Origin of the sequence: Actinokineospora fastidiosa, assembly GCF_014648415.1 — a bacterium.
GTDB lineage: Bacteria > Actinomycetota > Actinomycetes > Mycobacteriales > Pseudonocardiaceae > Actinokineospora > Actinokineospora fastidiosa.
Map to the genome: position 1 here is coordinate 1,651,209 of NZ_BMRB01000001.1, position 20,727 is coordinate 1,671,935.

Consider the following 20,727-nt stretch of genomic DNA (forward strand, 5'->3'; position numbering starts at 1 on the left):
GACCGGCGACCTGGCCGCCGCCCCCGCAGCGGACGTGGCCGCGGCGACCCGGTGGTGCTTCGCCGCGGCGGCGGTCCTGGTGGCCGTCGGCCTGGTCGTCGGGCGCCTGGTGCCGAGGACCTCCTTCCGGGGGCCGACAACCGGCGTCCGGGGTGGCAGGTTGGAGGGGTGAGCACCGACTTCGCGTCCAGCGGCGACCTCGGCCGCAAGGAGGAGACCTTCGTCGACCTCGGCGGCGGCGTGTACGCGCTGACCGCGGAGGGCGATCCGAACGTGGGGGCCGTGGAGGGCGAGGACTTCCTGGTCTGCATCGAGGCCAGGGCGACGCCGGTCGCGGCCCGCCGGTGGCTGGCGGCTCTGCGGGAGCGCACGGACAAGCCGGTCCGCCACCTCGTGTTGACCCACTACCACGCGGTGCGCGTGCTGGGCGCGAGCGCGTTCGACGCGGCCGAGGTGGTCACCCACACCGCGACGCGGGCGCTGATCGAGGAGCGCGGCGAGGCGGACTGGGCCAGCGAGCTGGGCCGGATGCCGCGGCTGTTCGAGGAGCCGTCGTCGATCCCGGGACTGACCAGGCCGACACTGACGTTCACCGACCGCATGGTGATCCCGCTGGGCGGCGACCGCGGCGACCTGGTGCTGGCCTACTGCGGGCGCGGGCACACCGCGGGCGACATCGTGGCCTGGCTGCCGTCGCGCGGCATCCTGTTCGCGGGCGACCTGGTCGAGTCGGCGGCCGCGCTCTACACCGGCGACGCCTTCCACGACGAGTGGGCGACGACCACTTTGGACACGGTGGCCTCCTTCGGCGCGACCACGCTGATCGGCGGCCGCGGTCCGGTGGCGACCGGCGCGGCCGCGGTGGGCGATGCCATCGCGCAGAGCCGCCACTTCCTCGACGAACTCCGCCGCACGGTCGGGGAGGCCCACCGCGCGGGCGGCTCGGTGGCCGACGCGTTCCGCGCGGCCCACGCGGCCCTGGCGCCGAGGTACGGCCGGTGGCCGATCTTCGAGCACTGCCTGCCCTTCGACGTCCAGCGCTACTGGGACGAGCTGTCCGGCGTCCAGTGGCCCCTGGTCTGGACGCCCGAGCGCGACCGCGAGGTGTGGGCGCAGCTGCGGGGCGGGTCGTGACCGAGCCCGTCCTCGTGGTCGGGGCCGGGCCGGTCGGCATGACCGCCGCGCTGCACCTGGCCCGCCACGGCGTGCCGTCGGTGCTGCTGGAGGCGGCCGCGACCCGCTCGGCGGTGGGGAGCCGCTCGATCTGCGTGCAGGGGGACGTCCTCGACATCCTGGACCGGGTCGGCGCGGGGTGGCCCGTCGTGGCGGCGGGGGTCACCTGGTACTCCGGGCGGATCCACTACCGCGAGCACGAGGTCGTGCGCCTGGCCCTGCCGGAGACCCCGCCGGGGCGGTTCCCGGCGTTCGTCAACACGCCGCAGACTGTGGTGGAGCGCATCCTCGCCGACCTCGTGGCGGCCTCGCCCCTGATCGACCTGCGCGTCGGGCGCCGCGTCACGGGGCTCACCCAGGACGAGGCGGGCGTGACCGCCACGACCGAGAACGGGATGACGGCGCGGGGCACGCACTGCATCGCCGCCGACGGCGCCCACTCGACGGTGCGCGGGCTGCTCGGCCTGCCGTTCGACGGCACGTCCTACGACGACAAGTTCCTGATCACCGACATCCGCGCCGAACTCGACCGCGCGCCCGAGCGCCGCTTCTACTTCGATCCGGAGTGGAACCCCGGCAGGCAGGTCCTCCTGCACCCGCAGCCGGACTCGGTGTGGCGCATCGACTGGCAGGTGCCGGAGGACTTCGACCTCGCCGCCGAACGCGCGGGCGGCGGCCTCGACCGGCGGGTCCGCCACGTAGTCGGCGAGGTCGACTACGAGGTCGTCTGGGCCTCCGTCTACCGGTTCCACCAGCGCAGGGTCCCCCGGATGACCGTGGGCCGCGTCCTGCTGGCAGGCGACGCCGCGCACGTCATGAGCCCGTTCGGCGCCCGAGGCATGAACTCCGGCATCGCCGACGCGGAGAACGCCGCCTGGAAGATCGCCGCGATCCGCACCGGCTGGGGCGCCCCGACGCTGCTGTCCACCTACGACACCGAACGCGGGGCGGCCGCCGCGGAGAACCTGCGGGTGACCGGGAAGACCATGCGCTTCCTCGTGCCCGCCACCCCCGAGGACCACGCCCGCCGCGTCGACGTCCTCACCCGCAGCGTCCACGACCCTCAAGCCCGCGCCCAGATCGACTCCGGCCGCCTCGCCGAGCCGTTCTGGTACCTCGACTCCCCGCTGACCACCCCCGCCCCGGCCGAGGCGCTGGCGAGGTTCCCCACGGCGCCGGGCGCGCCCCGCCCACCCGTGCCGGGCGTGCTCTGCCCCGACCTCCCGCTGGCCGACGGCCGCAGGCTCCGCCCCGCCCTCGGCCCCCGCCTCACCCTCCTCACCGCAGCCACGACCCCGCACGACTGGCCCCACGTCGAACCGGCCCCCTCCGCCCTGACCACCCTGGGCATGGGCCCGGAGGGCGTGGCCGTGCTCCGCCCCGACGGCTACCTCGCCGCGATCCTCCCGGACGGGAAGGGAGTCGCCGAGGCGATCGCCCGCACGACCGGCCACCACTAGCCCGACACGGCGACGCCGTGCTCCAGGTACCGGGTCTCCCCGGCGCGCGAGGCGACTAGGGCGGCGTGGACGCGGCGGACCAGCCGGGGCTCGCAGCGGGTGGCGACCTCTCGGCCACCTCCCACCTGCGCGCCTCCACCGGTGTCCGCATGACGATCACCATAAATCGGTTGTGGGCGTCGATAGCCTCGGGAACGTGGGTATGTACTTCATTCGCATCCGCCGCGCCTAAGCGGGCGCAGGCGAGGCCTGTGCGCCGCTTTCCGGCCCGTGCCGGTGCGGCCTGCGAGTGCTGCCCGGCTCCACCTGATGTCCACAGTGGAGCTTCCTCATGTTCGGCCCCCACGAACTCGGCCAGAACTTCCTCATCGACCGCGCGACCATCGACGCCGTGTTGCGGTGCGTCGCGGAGACCGACGGGCCCATCGTCGAGCTCGGGCCGGGCGACGGCGCGCTGACCGTCCCGCTCGGGCGCACCGGGCGGCCCGTTACCGCCGTCGAGCTCGACCCCCGGTGCGCCGCCGAGCTGCGACGGCGCACCGGGGCCACCGTCATCCACGGCGACTACCTGCGGTTCCGCTTCCCCCGGCACCCGCACACCGTCGTCGGCAACATCCCGTTCCACATCACCACCGCCACCCTGCGCCGCCTGCTGGCCGCGCCCGGGTGGGAGGCCGCCGTGCTGATCGTCCAGTGGGAGGTGGCGCGCAGGCGGGCCGGGATCGGCGGGGCGACGCTGCTCACCGCCAGCTGGTGGCCGTGGTTCGACTTCCGGGTCCGCGCCCGCGTCCCGGCCCGCGCCTTCCGGCCGGTGCCCGGGGTCGACGGCGCGATCCTCACCGCGACGCGCCGCCCGGACCCGCTGGTCGACGATCGGGCGGGCTACCAGCGGTTCGTCAAGCGGGTGTTCACCGGCCGGGGGCGCGGCCTGCGGGCGATCCTGGCCAAGGCGGGGTACCGGGAGGCCGCCGCGTGGGCGCCGCGGGACGCGCTGCCCCGCGACCTGAGCGCCGAGCAGTGGGCGCGGCTGTGGCGGTTGTCGTCGTAGTTCTGGCAACAGCGGTGGGTGGCCGCGCGGCCGCCCCGGTGGTGGAATCGCGGGCGTGGGACTCACCAGGCGGGCGTTTCTGCACGTGACCGGGGCCGCGGGGCTTGCGGCGGCCGTCCCGGCGTGTTCGGGTGACACGGTGCCGAAGCCCAGCCCCACCCCGGCGCCGCCGACCACCACCGCGACCACCACCGTCCGCCCGGACCTCGACGGCCTGCGCCGCGCCCTGGGCGGGGCGCTCGTGCGGCCGGGGGACCCCGACTACGACACGGCCCGCCGCTCGTACAACCCGCTGCTGGACGACCGCGCCCCGATCGCGGTGGCCACCGCGTCCACGCCCGACCACGTGCGCGCCTGCGTCGACGTGGCCCGCGCCTCCGGGCTGCCCATCGCCGCGCGCAGCGGCGGGCACAGCTACGCGGGGTACTCCGTGCCCGACGACGGGCTCGTGGTCGACCTCGGCGGGATGACCAGGGTCGACGTGCGCGACGACGGCACCGCGGTCGTCGGCGCGGGCGCGCGGCTGATCGACGTCTACGCCGCGCTCGCCGAGGCGGGCCGCTCGTTGCCCGCTGGCTCCTGCCCCACCGTCGGCATCGCCGGGCTCACCCTGGGCGGCGGGCTCGGCGTCCTGGCCCGCAAGTACGGCCTGACCTGCGACAAGCTGATCGCCGCCGAGCTGGTCACCGCCGACTCGCGGCTCCTGCGCGCCGACGCGGAGACCGAGCCGGACCTGTTCTGGGCGCTGCGCGGCGGCGGGGGCGGCAACTTCGGCATCGTCACCGACCTCACCTTCGCCACCGACCCCGCCCCCGACCTCACCGTCGTCCGCATGGACTTCGCCGAGGGCTCGATGCCCGACGTGGTCGGCGCGTGGCAGGAGTGGACGGCCGGGCTGCCGCCCGAGCTGTGGACCAACCTGATCGTCGAGGGCGGCTCGCCCCCGCGCGGCCGGTTGAACGGCTGCTACGTCGGGCCCCGCCACGAGGCCGTCGCGCTGCTGGCCGATCTGGACGTCCGCCCGGTCAACCGCATGGTCCGCGAGATGGGCTACCTCGAGGCCATGCTCCACTTCGCGGGCTGCGCCAGCGTCGCTGCCTGCGCCCCCGGCCGCTTCCCCCGCGAGGCGTTCGCGGCCAGCTCCCGCATCCTGTCCGAGCCGCTGGCCGACCCCGTGGCCCTGGTCGACCTGCTCGACGGCCGCGACGGCCTGAGCCTGCTGCTGGACGCCCTGGGCGGCGCGGTCGCCGAGGTCGCCCCGGACGACACCGCCTTCCCGCACCGCGAGGCCCTGGCCACCGTGCAGATCTACCAGGAGGCGAACCCGGCGGTCGGCGACAACCTGAGCAGGCCGGTCGCCGAGGTCCGCAACTCCCTGATCGGCCTGGGCGTGCGCGGCGGCTACGTCAACTACATCGAGGCGGCCATGCCGGACTGGGACGTCATGTACTACGGCCAGAACTTCAACCGCCTGCGCGACACCGCGCGCCGGTACGACCCGGACGGGGTGTTCGCGTTCCCGCAGGGCGTCACCCCGACCTAGAGCGTCAGGCCGGACAGCACGACCGTCTGGTCCTCGGTGAAGTCGTCCATCGCCGAGCGCACGCCCTCGCGGCCCGTCCCGGAGCCCTTCACCCCGCCGTACGGCATCTGGTCGGCCCGGTAGCTGGGCACGTCGCCCACCACGACGCCGCCCACCTCCAGCTCAGCCGCCGCGCGGAAGGCCAGCCGCACGTCCCGGGTGAACACGCCTGCCTGCAGCCCGTAGTCGGTGTCGTTGGCCTGGGCGAAGGCATCGTCCACGCTGTCCACGACGGACACCACCAGCACGGGCCCGAACACCTCCTCGCGGCACACCGACGCCGTCGACGGCACGTCGGCGAGCACGCACGGGGTGATCGAGTTCCCGGACCGCTGCCCGCCGGTCAGCACCCGCGCGCCCGCGGCGACCGCCTCGGCGATCCAGGACGCGACCCGCTCGGCGTTGTCCGCATCGATCAGCGGCCCGACGTCGACCGCCGGGTCGTGCGGGTCGCCGACGGTCAACGCCTCCACCGCGGACACCAGCTCCGGCACGAACGCGTCGGCGACGTCCCGGTGCACGATCACCCGCTGGACCGCGATGCACGACTGCCCGGCCTGGTAGTTGCCGAAGGTGGCGATCCGCTTGGCCGCGAACCCGAAGTCCGTCCAATCAGGACAGACGATGGCCGCGCTGTTGCTGCCCAGCTCCATCACCACATGCTTGCGCGGCGCGGCGTCCATCAGCCCCCAGCCGACCGAGGTGGAGCCGGTGAAGGAGATGACCGGCAGCCGCGGGTCCTCGACCAGCGCGGACATGTCCCGCCCGCGCACCGGCAGCACCGAGAACGCGCCCGGGGGCAGGTCGGTCTCGGCCAGGATCTCGCCCAGCAGCAGCGCCGACAGCGGCGTCGACGACGCGGGCTTGACGATCACCGGGGCGCCCACCGCCAGCGCGGGCGCGACCTTGTGGGCCACCAGGTTCAGCGGGAAGTTGAACGGGGCCACCGCCAGCACCGGCCCGCGCGGGCGGCGCAGGATCACGCCGAGCCGCCCGTCGCCGTTGGGATCGGTGTCCAGCCGCTGCAACTCGCCGACGAACCGCCGGGCCTCCTCGGCGGCGAAGCGGAACGTCGAGACCGCCCTGGCGACCTCGATCTCCGCCCACTTCAGCGGCTTGCCGTTCTCCGCGGTGATCGTCTCGGCGATCTCGTCGGCCCGCTCGGCCAGCCGCGCCGACACGTGCGCCAGGGCGGCGGCGCGCACGTGGGCGGGGGTGGAGCGGAACTCCCGGGCGATCCCCGCCGCCGCGGCCACGGCGTCCTCGACGTCGTCGGGGCCCGGCACGCACACCGTGGCCACGTCGGTGCCGTCGTAGGGGTGGTGCACGTCGAGTGTCGATTCGCTGGTCCGCGCGGCTCCCGCCACCCAGAACGGCCGCGGCTTGGTCTCGAACGTCATGCCCCAACCGTATGCCGCGAGGCGGCGTCGAGCCGCACGGAGTTACCATGGCAGCGGTCGACCGACGATGGTGGCTAGGGTTCCGCCGCATCCAGCGGGTCTGGTTCGAGCGCCACGGAAAACCCGCGTGACCGGCACGCGGGCAGGCATCTCCGGGAGAGAAACCCAGGGAGGGACCGGTCGGCACGCAGCAGGCCGCTGCGTGCCGATTCGCGCACGCCCGGCCCGTACCGGAAGGCTAGAACCCATGGACCGTCCAGTCCTGGTCGTCGACTTCGGGGCGCAGTACGCCCAGCTCATCGCCCGCCGCGTCCGCGAGGCGCAGGTGTACTCCGAGGTCGTCCCGCACACCACGCCCGTCGCCGAGCTGCTGGAGCGCGACCCGGCCGCGATCGTGCTCTCCGGCGGCCCGGCCAGCGTCTACGCCGCGGACGCGCCCGGCGTCGACCCGGCCCTGTTCGAGGCGGGCGTGCCCGTCTTCGGCATCTGCTACGGCTTCCAGGCCATGGCCCAGGCCCTCGGCGGCGTGGTGGAGCGCACCGGCACCCGCGAGTACGGCCGCACCGACCTCGCCGCGGACGGCGGCGTCCTGCACGACGCGCTGCCCGGCCGCCACCCGGTGTGGATGAGCCACGGCGACGCCGTCACCAAGGCCCCCGACGGGTTCGCCGTGACCGCCACCAGCCAGGGCGCGCCGGTCGCGGCGTTCGAGGACACCGGGCGCCGGTTCGCGGGCGTGCAGTACCACCCCGAGGTCGGCCACTCCCCGCACGGGCAGGAGGTGCTGCGCCGGTTCCTGCACGACGTCGCGGGCATCCGTCCGCAATGGACCACCGCGTCGATCGTCGATGAGCAGGTCGAGCGGATCAAGGCGCAGATCGGCGACGGCAAGGCCATCTGCGGGCTGTCCGGCGGCGTGGACTCCGCGGTCGCGGCCGCCCTGGTCCAGCGCGCCATCGGCGACCGGCTGACCTGCGTGTTCGTCGACCACGGCCTGCTGCGCGCGGGCGAGCGCGCCCAGGTCGAGCGCGACTATGTCTCCGCGACCGGCGTCAAGCTGGTCACCGTGGACGCGCGCGAGCGGTTCCTGTCCGCGCTGGCCGGGGTGACCGACCCCGAGCAGAAGCGCAAGATCATCGGCCGCGAGTTCATCCGGGTCTTCGAGCAGGCCGAGCTGGACCTGCAGGCCGCCGCGGGCGGGGAGAAGTTCCGGTTCCTGGTGCAGGGCACGCTCTACCCCGACGTCGTGGAGTCCGGCGGCGGCACGGGCACGGCCAACATCAAGAGCCACCACAACGTCGGCGGGCTGCCGGAGGACCTGGAGTTCGAGCTGGTCGAGCCGCTGCGCGCGCTGTTCAAGGACGAGGTGCGCCGGGTCGGCCTCGAGCTGGGGCTGCCGGAGACGATCGTGCACCGCCAGCCGTTCCCCGGCCCCGGCCTGGGCATCCGCATCATCGGCGAGGTCACCGCGGACCGGCTGGAGACGCTGCGCGCGGCCGACGCCATCGCCCGCGACGAGCTGACCGCCGCCGGTCTGGACCGCGACATCTGGCAGTGCCCGGTGGTGCTGCTCGCGGACGTGCGCAGCGTCGGCGTGCAGGGCGACGGGCGCACCTACGGTCACCCGATCGTGCTGCGCCCGGTCTCCAGCGAGGACGCCATGACCGCCGACTGGACGCGCCTGCCCTACGACGTGCTGGAGCGCATCTCCACCCGGATCACCAACGAGGTCGCGGAGGTCAACCGGGTCGTGCTGGACGTGACGAGCAAGCCGCCGGGCACCATCGAGTGGGAGTGACACGGAAGCGGCGGCCGCCCTCGGGGCGGCCGCCGCTCTCTCGTGAGTGGGGTGGGAGGTGTCAGTCCCGCTTGCGGCGGGTCGACATCGCCAGGAACAGCAGGCCCGCGAAGACCGCGCCACCGGCGACGATCCAGCGCAGGTCGAGCACCGGGAGCCACATCTCGCCGTCGGTGAGCACGTAGGCCGAGACGCCCATCGTGGCCAGCCCGCACAGCATCGTCAGGAAATCGGGACGGCGGTGCTTGGTGCACTCAGCCACGGGTCACCTCCACGCTGCCCGGGCCGGTGGCCTCGGCGTGCAGCTCGATCCTCAGGCCGCCCGGTCCGTCCGGGCCGTAGTCGGTCACGTCGACCATCGGGCTCGACCCGCCGCGGCCCTCGGTGAGGCACCGGACGTCGCCGAGCCCCGCCTCGCAGCGCACCACCACGTCGGCGGTGGCGGGCACGACGACCGTCACGTCGCCGACGTCGATCGCGGCGCGCGTCTTCACGGTCCCGGTCTTCTCCGTCAGCGCGGTCAGGTCGAGTTCGACCGAGCCGACGTTGCGCACGTACTCCGGCTGCACCTGGGCCAGCGTCGTGGGCTGGGCGCGCAGGTCGCCCATGCCCCCGCCCTCGAAGCCGTCCGGCCACACCACGGTCATCGCGATGCCCAGCGCGGCCAGCGGCGCGGCCAGGCCGATCAGCCCGCGGCCGCCGCGGCGGAACGAGCCGAGGAACATGCCGATGCCGACGATGCCCAGCACCACGCCGATCACGTGCGGCACGCTGACCCAGTCGCCGAGCGTGGGCCCGGCCAGCACCAGGCCGCCCACGGCCAGCAGCGAGACGCCGACGGTGACCAGACCGGCCTTGGACCGCTTGGCGGGCACGGGCCGCTCGGCCTCGGGCTCGGGGCGGCTGGGCTCGGGCAGGTCCCAGGCGAACGGGGCCGCGCCGAGCGGGTCCCACTCCGGGGGCGTCGTGCGCGGGGCCTGGTCGGCCAGCTCCGGCTGCACGGGGGACGACATGGGCGGCTCCGGGACGTAGACGGGGACGGTGTGGGCGGCGTAGTCGACGGCCGAGGGGTGCTCGGGGGCAGACTGCGCCGGCGGCTCCGGCACGCGGCCGAGGTGCGCCCGGCCCCGGTGCAGCGCGTACACCAGGACCGCGCAGGCGACCAGGCCGAAGAACCCGCCGAAGTCCTTGTCGAGGAACCAGGCGAACAGCGGGATCAGCGACGCGCACAGCACGACGGTGAAGAACGGTGACGTGGCGCTGCGGCCCTTGCCCGCCAGCGCCTCGACCGGCGAGACCTCGTCGTCCTCCTCGGGCAGCAGCAGCCAGCCCAGGACGTAGAACAGCAGGCCCGCGCCGCCGTAGAAGGTCAGAACGGCGAACAGGACGCGGGGGACGACCGGATCGATGCCGTAGCGCTGCCCGATCCCGGCCGCGACGCCCGCGACCTTGCGGCCGCGCCGCGGCCGCCGTGGGCGCGTGGCCCACATGTCCTTGACGGTGTCCTCCACCTGGGAGGACCTGGATGCTCCACTCACGCTACCGAGGATCGCGCCTCGCCAGGGCCGCGCGCATCGGGGAACGACCCTGAACCCGAAGTCAGGGTCGTTCCCCGATGTTGTCGCCACGCGCGCGTGTGAGCATGCTGGTGTGCAGACAGCCATGACCGAGCCGGAGGCCGAGATCGACCGCAGCGGGCCCACGTCGGTGGCGCTGCCCGGCGACGCCCGGCTGCAGCGCCGCCGGACCGGGCGCGCCCTGGGCGGCGTCGCGGGCGGCCTGGCCGATCACCTGGGCATGCCGGTGCTGTGGGTGCGGATGGCCTTCACCATCGGCGCGGCGCTGGGCGGCGCAGGCGTGCTGGCCTACGGCCTGTTCTGGATCTTCGCTCCGCAGCAGCCAGCCGACGCCCCGACCCGCGAGGTGTCCGGCCGCGAGCGCCAGCAGGCCATCGGCCTGCTCGCCCTCGGCCTCGGCCTGACGATCGGCGCGTGGGGGCTCTCCAGCGCGGTGAACGGCTGGGTCGCTGGCGGCATCGGCGTGACGCTGGTCGGCGCGGCGCTGGTCTGGCGCGAGGCCGACCAGTCGCAGCGGCGGCGGGCCAAGGGCGCGGTGCTCGGCGGCGGCGGCCCGGCCGCGGTCGTGCGGGTGCTCTCCGGCTCCGCGCTGGTCGCCGCGGGCATCGCGATCTTCCTGCTCACCAGCATGGGCCTCGGCCAGGTGCAGTTCACCCTGCTCGCGGTCGTCGCCGCGCTGGTCGGCGTGGCCCTGCTGACCGTGCCGTGGTGGCTGCGGCTGGTCCGCGACCTCGGCGAGGAGCGGCGCGCCCGCATCCGCACCGAGGAGCGCGCCGAGATCGCCGCCCACCTGCACGACTCGGTGCTGCAGACGCTGGCCCTCATCCAGAAGCAGGCCGAGTCCCCGCGCGAGGTGCTGCGGCTGGCCCGCGGCCAGGAGCGGCAGCTGCGGACCTGGCTCTACAGCCCGTCCGGCTACGGCAAGGTCGCCGAGGCAGAGGCCCTCTCCGACGTGCTGGCCAGGGCGGCAGGCGAGGTGGAGGACACCTTCGCGATCAGCGTGCAGAGCGTCGTCGTCGGCGACTGCCTGCTCGACGAGGGCCTGCACGCGGTGGTGTCCGCCGCCCGCGAGGCCATGGTCAACGCGGCCAAGCACGCCGGGGTCGGCGAGGTGTCGGTGTACGCGGAGGTGGAGCCCGAGCAGGTGACCGTGTTTGTGCGCGACCGGGGCAAGGGGTTCGACCCCGACACCGTGCCCGAGGACCGCCATGGCCTCGCCGACTCCATCCACGGCAGGATGGAGCGCAACGGCGGCCGGGTCCGACTGCGCACGACGCCGGGCGAGGGCACCGAGGTCGAACTGCAGATGCCGCGTGCGAAGGTGGTCACATGAGTGTCCGGGTGTTCCTCGTAGACGACCACAGCATGTTCCGCGCCGGGGTGCGCGCCGAACTCGACAGCGTCGACGGCGAGATCGAGGTGGTCGGCGAGGCCGGATCGGTCGGCGAGGCGGTGGCCGGGATCGGCCACCTGAAGCCGGACGTGGTGTTGCTGGACGTGCACATGCCCGATGGGGGCGGGGCCGAGGTCCTGCGTCAGGCCCGGCCGAAGTTCCCCGAGGTGGTGTTCCTGGCCCTGTCGGTGTCGGACGCGGCGGAGGACGTCATCGCGGTCATCCGGGCCGGGGCGCGGGGGTACGTGACGAAGACGATCTCGGCGGCGGAGCTGGGCAAGGCCATCATCCGCGTGTCTGAGGGCGACGCGGTGTTCTCGCCTCGGCTGGCGGGTTTCGTCCTGGACGCTTTCGCGGACCGCCCCGGCGCCGCCCCGATCAGCGACCCGGAACTGGACCTGCTGACGCCACGCGAGCGTGACGTGCTGCGCTTGTTGGCGCGGGGGTACGCGTACAAGGAGATCGCGTCGGAGTTGTTCATCTCGGTGAAGACCGTGGAGACGCACGTGTCGAGCGTGCTGCGGAAGACCCAGCTGTCGAACCGATACGAACTCTCCCGATGGGCTTCGGACCGGCGGTTGGTGTGATCCGGTTCGCCTAGTCCAGCCGTGCGGGGGCCCGTGGTTCGTCCTCGGCCGCGAGCACGGCGGGTGTCGTCGGTGGGCGGCGGGGGATTCGGGTCATGGCTACGCCTGCCAGGACGATGATCATGCCCGCGATGATGCGGAGGTTCAGGTCCTCGCCCAGGAAAATGGCGCCCAGGAGGACTGAGACCACCGGGAGCAGGTAGCCCACCACGGAGGCGTTGGTGGGGCCCTCGTCGGACAGCAGGCGGTAGAAGAGGGCGAAGGCGAAGCCGGTGCCGAAGACGCCCAGCACCGCGATGGCCAGGATGACCTGCCAGGTCAGCGACACCGGCTGGAGGCCGCCCACCGGCAGGGCCAGCGCCACCAGCCACGTCGCCGACACCAGCTGGGTCGCCGACATCGCGATCGGGGCGACGCCGCGGCCCTTCATCGTGCGGTCGATGTACGCGTAGGCCACCGCGTAGCTGATGGCGGCGGCGAGGATGACCAGGGCGCCCCAGCCCATGAGGCCCGCGTTCCACGGGGCGAAGATCAGCAGGGTGCCGCCGAAGCCGAGGAGGAGGCCGAGGAGGCGGATGCCGCCCATGCCGCGGTCGGTGCCCAGCATGAGCCCGATCACCAGCTGCCACAGCGGCGTCGTCGCGTTGATGACCCCGGCCACGCCCGAATCCACGGTCTGTTGGCCGACGGCGAACAGGGTGAACGGCAGGGCGTTGGCGAACACCGCCGCCAGCGTCATGTGCCCCCACGCCCGCCAGTCCCTCGGCAGCCGCTTGCCCGCCGCGTAGCACAGTCCGACGAGCACCAGCGCGCCGAGCACGCAGCGCGCGACCGAGATCTGGACCGGGCTCAGCCCGGTCAGGGCGATCTCGATCCAGAGAAAGCTCGATCCCCACATCAGGGCCAGCAGGCCCATTCGGATGAGGGTCCCCCGTCCGCCAACCATCACACGCTCCTTCCGCGCACACGCTGCCCGCGCGGTCCGCTCAGGACAAGTGAAAAGTGCTGGACCGACAATTAAGCTGCGCTACATGCTCGACGTCCGCCGCCTCCAGGTCCTGCGCGCGGTCGTGACCAGCGGCTCGGTGACCGCGGCCGCGACCAACCTCGGCTACACGCCCTCCGCCATCAGCCAGCAGATCGCCGCGCTGGAGAAGGAGGTCGGCATGGTGCTGCTGGAGCGCTTCGGCCGCGGCGTGCGGCCCACCCCGGCGGGGCTGCTGCTGACCGAGCACGCCGGGGCGATCGGCACCCGGGTGGCCGAGGCCGAGACCGCGCTGGCCGACCTGCGCGCGGGCGTCACCGGACGCGTCGTCGTGCGGTACTTCACCACCGCGGGCGCGTCGCTGGTGCCGCCCGCGCTGGCCCGCCTGCGCCGCGAGCACCCGGGCGTGCGGGTGGACCTGAAGCTGATCGACCCGGAGGACCCGCTGATCGAGGTGGAGCGCGGCCACGCCGACGTCGCGATCTTCATCCACCGCTCGAGCAGGCTGGTCTCGCCCGGCGTCCACACCGAACACCTGCTGGACGACCCCTATCAGGCCGTGCTGCCGCGCGGGCACCGGCTGGCCGCCAAGCGGGTGCTGGACCTGGCCGACCTCGCCGAGGAGCCGTGGGTGGGCAGCGAGTGGCCGCCGGGCCCGTGCCTGCGCATCCTGCTCGACGCGTGCGCCGCCGCGGGCTTCAGCCCCGACGTCGTGGTGGAGAGCGAGGACTACACCTCGGCGCAGGGTTTCGTCGCCGCTGGCCTCGGCGTCTCGGTGATCCCGAGGATGGGCCTGGGCAGCAGGCACCCCGGGGTCGTGGTGCGGCGGCTGCGCAAGCCCGAGCCGGTGCGCGTGATCCACGCCGCCGTGCGCGAGTCCGCTTTGGACCACCCCGCGGTGCGGGGGCTGCTCACCGCGCTGCGCGAGGCGGCGGCCGCCTAGCCGTCCTCGCCGCCGGTCTTGCGGAAGCTGTCGATGCGCATGACGCCCATGTCGTCGGCCACGACGACGAAGGCGTAGTGCTCGGTCGAGTCGTCGCCGTCCTTGGGCTCGAACTTGATCCGGGCGGTGACGCTGCCGTTCGCGGTGGCGTTCACCCGGCTCGCCTCGACCTTCTTCATGCCGCCGTAGAAGCTCTTGAACGACTCGTAGCCGCCGGAGAGCCGCTGCGCGTTGGGCGTGAGCAGGTTCCACGCCGCCTCGGTGTTCGCCGGGAGCAGGCCGTAGTACTGCTTGATGAAGGTCTCGTAGTCCCGCGGCGTCGGCTTGGGCGTGGTCGTCGTCGTGGTGGTGGTTGTCGTCGTCGTGGTGGTCGTGGTGGTGGTCGGCCGCGCGCTCGTGGTCGTGGTCTCCGCGGGCCGCTCCTGCGTCACAGTCGGCGGGTTCGGGTTCTCGTCGGCGCGCTTGCCGTCGCTCTTGGTGATGAGGCTGGCGACCAGGATGCCGACCAGGGCCGCGGCGACGATGGCCAGCACGGTCAGCACGATCGAGCGCACGTCCCGCTCCGGTCTGCGCTGCTGCTGCGGGGGCGCGGTGCGGACGCCGCCTGCGGGCGTGCGCGGGCCCATGGGGCGCGGCTGCTGCTGGGGCCGGGGCGGTTCGCTGAACGGGTGCATGTCCAGCCGGGTGCCCGGCGGCGGGGTGGCGGGCGGCCCGGCGACCGGCCGCGCTGGCGGCTTCGGGTACGGGTCGGTGAGCTGGTTGGCGACCGTGGCGGTGGGCAGCGGCTTGCCTGCGGCGATCGCGGCCAGGCCCTCCCGGGCCTGGGTCATGGTCGGGCGCTCGGCCGGGTTGGTCCGCAGCAGCTGCATGAGCAGCGCGGTCAGCGGCCCGGCCTGCTTCGGCGGGGTGATCTTGCCTGCGGCGACCGCGTACAGCAGGGCGAGGGTGTTCTCGCTCAGCCCGAACGGCGAATGGCCCTCGACGGCGGTGTAGAGCGTCGAGCCGAGGGAGAACACGTCCGACGACGGCGCTGGCGTCTCGCCCTTGGCCACCTCGGGCGCCAGGTAGGCGGGCGTGCCCGCCAGCATCCCGGTCGCGGTCACGGTGATGTCGCCGGTCGCCCGGGAGATGCCGAAGTCGGTGATCTTGACCGTGCCGTCGTCGCCGAGCAGCACGTTCGCGGGCTTGATGTCGCGGTGCACGATCCCGGCCGCGTGCGCGGCGACCAGGGCGGCGGCCACCTGCGAGCCGATGCGCGCCGCCTCGGCGGGCGGGATCGTCTCCCGCTCGGACAGCACCGCGGCCAGGCTCCGCGACGGCAGGTACTCCATGATCAGCCACGGCTGGCCGTCGTGCTCGGCCACGTCGTAGACGGTGATCGCGTTCGGGTGCGACAGCCGGGCGGCGATGCGGCCCTCGCGCATCGCGCGCTGCCGGGCCTCCTCGGCCTGGTCGGCGCTCAACCCGGGCTGGGAGAGCAGCTGCTTGACGGCGACCGTGCGGTGCAGGCGCTCGTCGCGCGCCTGCCACACCACGCCCATCGCCCCGCTGCCGATCTTGGTCAGCAGCCGGTAACGGCCCGCGACCAGGGTCTGCTCGCTCGACATCGGCGCTCCGGTTAGTTGGTGTCGGGCTTCTGCTGACCCGCCGTCGTGGTGGGCTGGCCGTTCGAGGTCGGGTTGGGCGTGGTCGGCTCGGCGGTCGGGTCCGTCTCGCTCGTCGTCGGCTCGGTGCTCGTCGTCGGCTGGGTGGTCGTCGTGGGCTCCGTGGTCGTGGGAACCGCCGTCGTCGTGGTGGTCGGCTCCGCCGTCGTGGTCGGAGCGACCGTAGTGGTCGGCTCGCGCGCGTCCGTAGTCGCCTCCGTGGTCGTCACGACCTCCGTCGTCGCGACCGGGGCCTGCGGCGGCGGCGTGGTCCCGTTGGTCGGGTCGTCGGCGCCGGTGCTGCGCACCAGCAGCCACGCGCCCAGCGCGATGACGATGGCCACGCCCGCGCTGGCGAACATCAGCGGGCGGTGCGACCGGGCGGGCGGCGGGCCGACCGGGCGGCCGGTCCCGGTGCCCAGCGCGCGCACGCCGGTGCCGGTCCCGAGCGCAGCCGGGCTCGCCACCAGCCGGGTGGACTCGTCGCCCGCGGGGACCGGCGCGACCAGCGCGGTCGCGGGCAGGTCGGGCTCCTCGCCCCTGGCCACCGCGCCCAGCATCTCCCGCACCCGCGACGCGCTCGGGCGGGCCTCGGGGTCGGCGGCCAGCAGCGCGACGAGCACCGGGGTCAGCGCCCCGGAGCGCTGCGGCGGGTTGATCTTGCCAGCGGCCACGGCGTGCAGCAGGCCGAGGGTGTTCTCGGTCAGCCCGAACGGCGGCTCGCCCTCGATCGCGGCGTAGAGCGTCGAGCCGAGGGAGTAGACGTCGGAGGCGGGCGACGGGTCGCGGCCGACGGCGACCTCCGGCGACAGGTACGCGGGCGTGCCCGCGATCAGGCCCGTCTTGGTGACGGTCACGTCGTCGGTCGCCCGGGAGATGCCGAAGTCGGTGATCTTCACCGTGCCGTCGTGGCCGAGCAGGATGTTGCCCGGCTTGACGTCGCGGTGCACGATCCCGGCCGCGTGCGCCGCGGCCAGGGCGGCGGCGATCTGCTGGCCGATGCGGGCCACCTCGGCCACCGGCAGCGTGCCGTGCTCGGCCAGCTCGCTGGCCAGGCTCACCGACGGCAGGTACTCCATGACCAGCCATGGCGTGCCGTCGGCGTCGACCACGTCGAACACGCCGATGGCGTTCGGGTGGTGCAGCTTGGCGGCGATGCGGCCCTCGCGCAGGCAGCGCGCGACCGCCTCCTCGGCCTCGTCGGCGGGCAGCAGCGGGGACAGGATGAGCTGCTTGATCGCGACCTCGCGGTTGAGGCGCTCGTCGACCCCGCGCCAGACCACGCCCATCGCGCCGTTGCCGATGCGCTCAGCCAGCCGGTAGCGCCCGGCGACCAGCCGGCCCTCGTCGCTCATCCGACCGGAACCTCCCTTGCCCGCGCGCTCCGTGCACGGGCTGCTCGTCCATGGCGTCCTGGGCCCGGTGGGCGACCCACACGGCGACGTTGGCCCCAGGCCGACTTATCCAGGCTAGGCGTTCACGCAGCGCGGTCGAACGCAGTCCCGGATCGCCGAGGCCGCTCCAGTGGCCGTTACATGGTGTCACAATCCGGGCGAACAGGTCGCCCGAACGTGTGATTGGCTGGTCAGCCGACCTGCGCCGACAGCAGCGTGACGTTGGCGATCCGGCGGGGTGTGTCGTCTGTCACGTGGAACAGCTGGCGCACCCACAGCGTCTGGCCGGTCACCAAATGCATGCGCACATCCGCCACCACGCCCTCCGCGGTCGTCTCGATGTCCATGACCCGCACGTCGGTCACCGCCGACCACGCGGTGAGGAACTGGCCGAGGTCCGCGCCGAACTCGGCGCCGGAGAGCAGGGTGAACGCGTTGCCCGGGTCGCTGCGCACCAGCCGGTAGTACTCGGCGACGAGTTCGCCGTCGGAGAGCCCGGAGGTCGAGACCGGGCTGGTGCTGCCGTCGGCGGGCGAGGTGCCCTGGTCGGTCGCGGGCCGGGAGGTGCGGGCGACGATCGCGGTGGAGGCCGCCGTCGTCGGCGCGGCGAAGGTCGTGCTCGCGACGGAGGAGGCATGGGAGACCGCGGCGGTGAGGTCGTCGGGCAGCAGCGCGCGTCTGCCGGTGATCGGGCCGGGTGCGTCCGCGCCGACGGCGTCGCCGCGCTCGCGGGACACCACGGCGGCCGTGCCGACCGTGCCGCACAGCGTCAGCGCGGCCAGGACGAGGCCCGCCAGCTTGGCCGCCCGCATCCGGCGCGACGGCGGGTCGACCGAGGGCGCCGCCGACGGCTCCTCGGCAGGCGCCGCCCGCCGCGACGGCGGCTGTGAGCGGGGGAAACGGCGTCCCGCGCGGTCGATGAGCTCGGTGGCGCGGACGGCCCCAGAGCGCACCCGACGCCTGCCGGGACCCGGTCGTTCCACTGCCATTGTCCTTCGTCCGCCGTCCACTACGGGGCCACTCGTACCCTGCTCCGCGCCCTCACACCACCCTTTCTCGGCGCTTCACCCGATCGAGGCGAGAGGCAACCGGCAAATATCACTCGAATGGAGTAATAGTGACTCGGAGCACACCTGTTTACCGGCATCCGGCCGACGATCGGGGTAGCGGAGATTGCGTACTCCGCCGCCCTGGTCGCCCCGGACGGCGCAACGGTTCATGATGCGGCGCTGTCCGCGCTGATCTTGGGGTCCGAGCCGTAGGTGAAGGTCAGCTCGCGCTCCATGGAGGTCACCGTGCCGTCCTCGCGGACCACGAGCAGCTCCGAGCGCGTCGTCCCCCGGTTGGCGTCGATGGTGATGCTCTTGACCTCGACCCGCTCGATGCCCGCGTACCGCCGCCCGATGGAGTCCGGCCCCTCGTCGTGCAGCTCCCCGGCGGTCATCGCGTGCGCGGCCTCCGGGTCCTCGGTCACCTGCCGGTAGTACACCTCGGTCTGGTCGCCCATCGCCTCGGTGTCGGTCGCCGGGCCGACCAGCACGGGCGTGGACACCGTGACCCGGGTCGGGTGCGTCGACGGCGCGGCCGCCTGCGACTCGGTGGCGGGCGCTGCCTGCCGCGTCGGCATGAGCGCGGTCCTCGGCTCGCGCGCGCTGGTGGTGGTGCGCGTCGTGGTGCTCGGCGGGGCCGAGCGCGTCGGCGTCGCCGCCGACGTCGTCGTCACCACTGGCTCGGCGTAGGGCTGCGGCACCGTCGGCAGGCCGGGGAGGGCGTCGACGACGTCCGGCCTGCGCGGGCCGGTGACCAGCGCCGCTGCGGCGTACACCAGGCCGACGATGACCAGCGCGGAGGAGGTCACCGCGAACCAGGCCGCCCGCCGCGTGCTGCGCGGCGGCGTGACCGACGCCGGGATGCTGCCCAGGTTGAACTTCGCCAGCCCGGCGGCGGGCAGGTCGGGGTACTCGTCGATGATCGGGATGATGTCGGTGTCGGCCTCGGCGAGGGCGTGCGCCCGGTCCCGCCGGTCCCGCGTGCGCGGCGTCCACGCCAGGGGGCTCCGGCCCCGCCGGTGTCTGCCGCTGTGGTGCCCCCCTGTCATCTGTGGCGACTCCTGTCCGTTCAGCTCGTGTCGACGACCTGGAACTCCTCGGCCAGTCCGGTGATGCCGTGGCGCGCGGCCACTGCGGAGAAGTGTGCGCGAAGTTGGGCCTCAAGCCCGGAATTGCCGCCTGTCTGGGTGACATGGCTGCGCAAGGCGGCCAGCTTGCGGTCGAAGTGCGCGGTGATGTCCACCGCGTGGTTGCGCAGCCGGGCCGGGGCGTCGGCCAGCCACAGCTCGGGCACCGTCCACGGCCGCAGGCCCTCGGCCAGCAGCTCGGGGTGCGCGTGCGCGTTGCGGGCGTCGGGGTAGACCGCGGCGAACGCCGCCTCGCCCATGGCCCGGTGGTCGGGGTGGGCGGTGACGACGTGGTCCCAGTTGATCTCCGGGCTCCAGGCGAGCACCCGGTCCGGCCGGAACCGCCGGATCTGCCGGGCGATGTCGCGGCGCAGGTCGAGGGACGCGGTGAGCCGCCCGTCGGGGTAGCCGAGGAAGACGACGTCGCTGACCCCGACCTCGGCGGCGGCCGCGCGCTGCTCGGCCTCGCGCACCGCGCCCGGGTGCGACCCGGCCTCGCCGGAGGTGCCGACGCAGTAGGCCACCTCGACGCCCGCCGACGTCCACGCCGCGACCGTGCCCGCGGCGCCGAAGTCGACGTCGTCGGGGTGGGCGAAGACGACCAAGGCCCGGCTCATTCCGGCAAGCCTAGGTCGTCGCGCAGCGTTCGCGCGGCTGCCCGCGTCTCACCCGATCGTGTCAACGGCCGATCTGGTAGCGCTGCTGGGCGGCGACCTGGGCCGACCCGGCGATCGCCGCCGACCCGGCCGCCAGCAGGATCGCCAGGACGTCGGCGAAGCCGGAGCCCGACGAGATCAGCCCGGCCAGCAGCGCGCCCGCCGCGGTGGCCCCCGCCACCGGCAGCCTGGCGCGCACGTCCCGGGCGACCTGCGACCCCGCCGCGCCCTTCTTCTTCGCCGCCGCGTTCAGCAGCCCGAGATAAGCCGCGTGGCCGAGGGTCACGACAAGCGCGACGACGACCACGATCAGCGCGATGAGTCCCATGATCCCAGTGTGCCGCAGCGCGGCCCGCCCGGAATGGGGGAGATTCCCTGATTATCGGCCGAGCTTGCCCCGGCCGAGGTCCAACAGGGCCATCGCCAGCATCCGGCCCGCCGTGCCGAGCTCGCGGTAGCGGGCGAGCACGTCCATCTCCCGGTTGACGACGATGCGCGGCCCGCCCGCCGCCATCCGCGCCGCGCCGATGCGCTGGGAGACCTCCGCGCGGCGCTTCACCAGCCGCAGGATCTCCCGGTCCAGCTCATCGATCTCCTTGCGCAGCTCGGCGACCTCGGCGGGCTGCGGCAACTCCACGCTCTTGTCCGACTTCGGTTCCTGGGACACGGTGCTCATCATCGTCCTCTGCGGGTCCTGGGGAGTTCCGGCCCTGGCGCACGAAAGCCCCGGGGTCCGAGGACTCCGGGGCTTTCGTGTGGGTTTGTGGTGCCTACGCCATCACGGGAGCCGGAGTCCGGGTCCCGTAGAAAAAGAAGTAACGGCGATGCACGTCGCCGATTCTCGCACACCGACCGCCGCCGGGTCGAGGCGGGATCTTCGCGATCGTCGGCACGCCCGGGTACCGTGACCGG

General features: G+C 73.9%; 20 protein-coding genes. 8 read left to right on the forward strand and 12 right to left on the reverse strand.

The window, feature by feature from the left end; all coding sequences use genetic code 11:
- The first annotated feature begins 168 nt into the window (after positions 1-168).
- Entirely contained in the window at positions 169-1,134 is a 966-nt protein-coding gene (locus IEY98_RS07985; RefSeq protein WP_189209567.1) for an MBL fold metallo-hydrolase, read from the forward strand.
- On the forward strand, positions 1,131-2,633 hold the full coding sequence (locus IEY98_RS07990; protein ID WP_229786665.1) for an FAD-dependent monooxygenase: 1,503 nt from the start codon (positions 1,131-1,133) through the stop codon (positions 2,631-2,633). Before IEY98_RS07985 ends, IEY98_RS07990 begins: the two co-directional genes overlap by 4 nt.
- Here the strand turns inward: IEY98_RS07990 and IEY98_RS33050 are convergent.
- The gene (locus tag IEY98_RS33050) at positions 2,630-2,758 is read right to left on the reverse strand and encodes a hypothetical protein (protein ID WP_268244562.1); all 129 of its coding nucleotides are present in this window, start codon (positions 2,756-2,758) and stop codon (positions 2,630-2,632) included. The genes IEY98_RS07990 and IEY98_RS33050 overlap by 4 nt on opposite strands.
- Positions 2,759-2,964: 206 nt before the next feature.
- Here IEY98_RS33050 and erm point away from each other — a divergent pair, with 206 nt between their 5' ends.
- Positions 2,965-3,681, forward strand: coding sequence for a 23S ribosomal RNA methyltransferase Erm (gene erm / locus IEY98_RS07995; protein ID WP_189209569.1), 717 nt, complete (start codon positions 2,965-2,967; stop codon positions 3,679-3,681).
- 139 nt (positions 3,682-3,820) lie between these two features.
- Entirely contained in the window at positions 3,821-5,224 is a 1,404-nt protein-coding gene (locus IEY98_RS08000; RefSeq protein WP_229786666.1) for an FAD-binding oxidoreductase, read from the forward strand.
- Here the strand turns inward: IEY98_RS08000 and IEY98_RS08005 are convergent.
- The gene (locus tag IEY98_RS08005) at positions 5,221-6,663 is read right to left on the reverse strand and encodes an aldehyde dehydrogenase family protein (protein WP_189209571.1); all 1,443 of its coding nucleotides are present in this window, start codon (positions 6,661-6,663) and stop codon (positions 5,221-5,223) included. The genes IEY98_RS08000 and IEY98_RS08005 overlap by 4 nt on opposite strands.
- A gap of 247 nt (positions 6,664-6,910) precedes the next feature.
- Here IEY98_RS08005 and guaA point away from each other — a divergent pair, with 247 nt between their 5' ends.
- Positions 6,911-8,461: a glutamine-hydrolyzing GMP synthase gene (gene guaA, locus IEY98_RS08010; protein WP_189209572.1), complete on the forward strand. Its 1,551-nt coding sequence runs from the start codon at positions 6,911-6,913 to the stop codon at positions 8,459-8,461.
- A 61-nt stretch (positions 8,462-8,522) separates the two neighbouring features.
- On the opposite strand, the gene IEY98_RS08015 is transcribed toward guaA, so the two are convergent.
- Positions 8,523-8,723: a hypothetical protein gene (locus tag IEY98_RS08015; RefSeq protein WP_189209573.1), complete on the reverse strand. Its 201-nt coding sequence runs from the start codon at positions 8,721-8,723 to the stop codon at positions 8,523-8,525.
- Positions 8,716-9,999, reverse strand: coding sequence for a PspC domain-containing protein (locus IEY98_RS08020; protein ID WP_229786667.1), 1,284 nt, complete (start codon positions 9,997-9,999; stop codon positions 8,716-8,718). The genes IEY98_RS08015 and IEY98_RS08020 overlap by 8 nt, the downstream gene beginning before the upstream one ends.
- Positions 10,000-10,123: 124 nt before the next feature.
- Between IEY98_RS08020 and IEY98_RS08025 the strand changes: the two genes are divergently transcribed.
- Positions 10,124-11,371 carry an ATP-binding protein gene (locus tag IEY98_RS08025; protein ID WP_229786668.1) on the forward strand — a complete coding sequence of 416 codons (1,248 nt, stop codon included), beginning with the start codon at positions 10,124-10,126 and terminating at the stop codon, positions 11,369-11,371.
- Positions 11,368-12,018, forward strand: coding sequence for a response regulator (locus tag IEY98_RS08030; RefSeq protein ID WP_189209576.1), 651 nt, complete (start codon positions 11,368-11,370; stop codon positions 12,016-12,018). Before IEY98_RS08025 ends, IEY98_RS08030 begins: the two co-directional genes overlap by 4 nt.
- 10 nt (positions 12,019-12,028) lie before the next feature.
- Here IEY98_RS08030 and IEY98_RS08035 read toward each other — a convergent pair whose 3' ends face one another.
- Entirely contained in the window at positions 12,029-12,934 is a 906-nt protein-coding gene (locus IEY98_RS08035; protein ID WP_229786669.1) for a DMT family transporter, read from the reverse strand.
- Between the two features lie 115 nt (positions 12,935-13,049).
- Here IEY98_RS08035 and IEY98_RS08040 point away from each other — a divergent pair, with 115 nt between their 5' ends.
- The gene (locus tag IEY98_RS08040) at positions 13,050-13,946 is read left to right on the forward strand and encodes a LysR family transcriptional regulator (protein WP_189209578.1); all 897 of its coding nucleotides are present in this window, start codon (positions 13,050-13,052) and stop codon (positions 13,944-13,946) included.
- Here IEY98_RS08040 and IEY98_RS08045 read toward each other — a convergent pair.
- From IEY98_RS08045 to IEY98_RS08075, 7 genes are all read right to left on the reverse strand, one after another.
- Positions 13,943-15,553 carry a serine/threonine-protein kinase gene (locus IEY98_RS08045; protein WP_189209579.1) on the reverse strand — a complete coding sequence of 537 codons (1,611 nt, stop codon included), beginning with the start codon at positions 15,551-15,553 and terminating at the stop codon, positions 13,943-13,945. The genes IEY98_RS08040 and IEY98_RS08045 overlap by 4 nt on opposite strands.
- Positions 15,554-15,564: 11 nt before the next feature.
- Positions 15,565-16,944, reverse strand: coding sequence for a serine/threonine-protein kinase (locus IEY98_RS08050; protein ID WP_189209580.1), 1,380 nt, complete (start codon positions 16,942-16,944; stop codon positions 15,565-15,567).
- A gap of 230 nt (positions 16,945-17,174) precedes the next feature.
- A complete protein-coding gene (locus IEY98_RS08055) occupies positions 17,175-17,966 on the reverse strand; it encodes a hypothetical protein (RefSeq protein WP_189209581.1) in 792 nt (263 codons plus the stop codon).
- A gap of 233 nt (positions 17,967-18,199) precedes the next feature.
- Positions 18,200-19,081, reverse strand: a complete 882-nt coding sequence (locus IEY98_RS08060) for a hypothetical protein (protein ID WP_189209582.1) — start codon at positions 19,079-19,081, stop codon at positions 18,200-18,202.
- Positions 19,082-19,101: 20 nt separating this feature from the next.
- Complete coding sequence (locus tag IEY98_RS08065; protein WP_189209583.1) at positions 19,102-19,776, reverse strand: PIG-L deacetylase family protein; 675 nt, start codon at positions 19,774-19,776, stop codon at positions 19,102-19,104.
- Positions 19,777-19,837: 61 nt separating this feature from the next.
- Positions 19,838-20,143, reverse strand: coding sequence for a hypothetical protein (locus IEY98_RS08070; RefSeq protein ID WP_229786670.1), 306 nt, complete (start codon positions 20,141-20,143; stop codon positions 19,838-19,840).
- A 51-nt stretch (positions 20,144-20,194) separates the two neighbouring features.
- Positions 20,195-20,491: a chorismate mutase gene (locus tag IEY98_RS08075; protein WP_189209584.1), complete on the reverse strand. Its 297-nt coding sequence runs from the start codon at positions 20,489-20,491 to the stop codon at positions 20,195-20,197.
- Between the last annotated feature and the right edge of the window lie 236 nt (positions 20,492-20,727).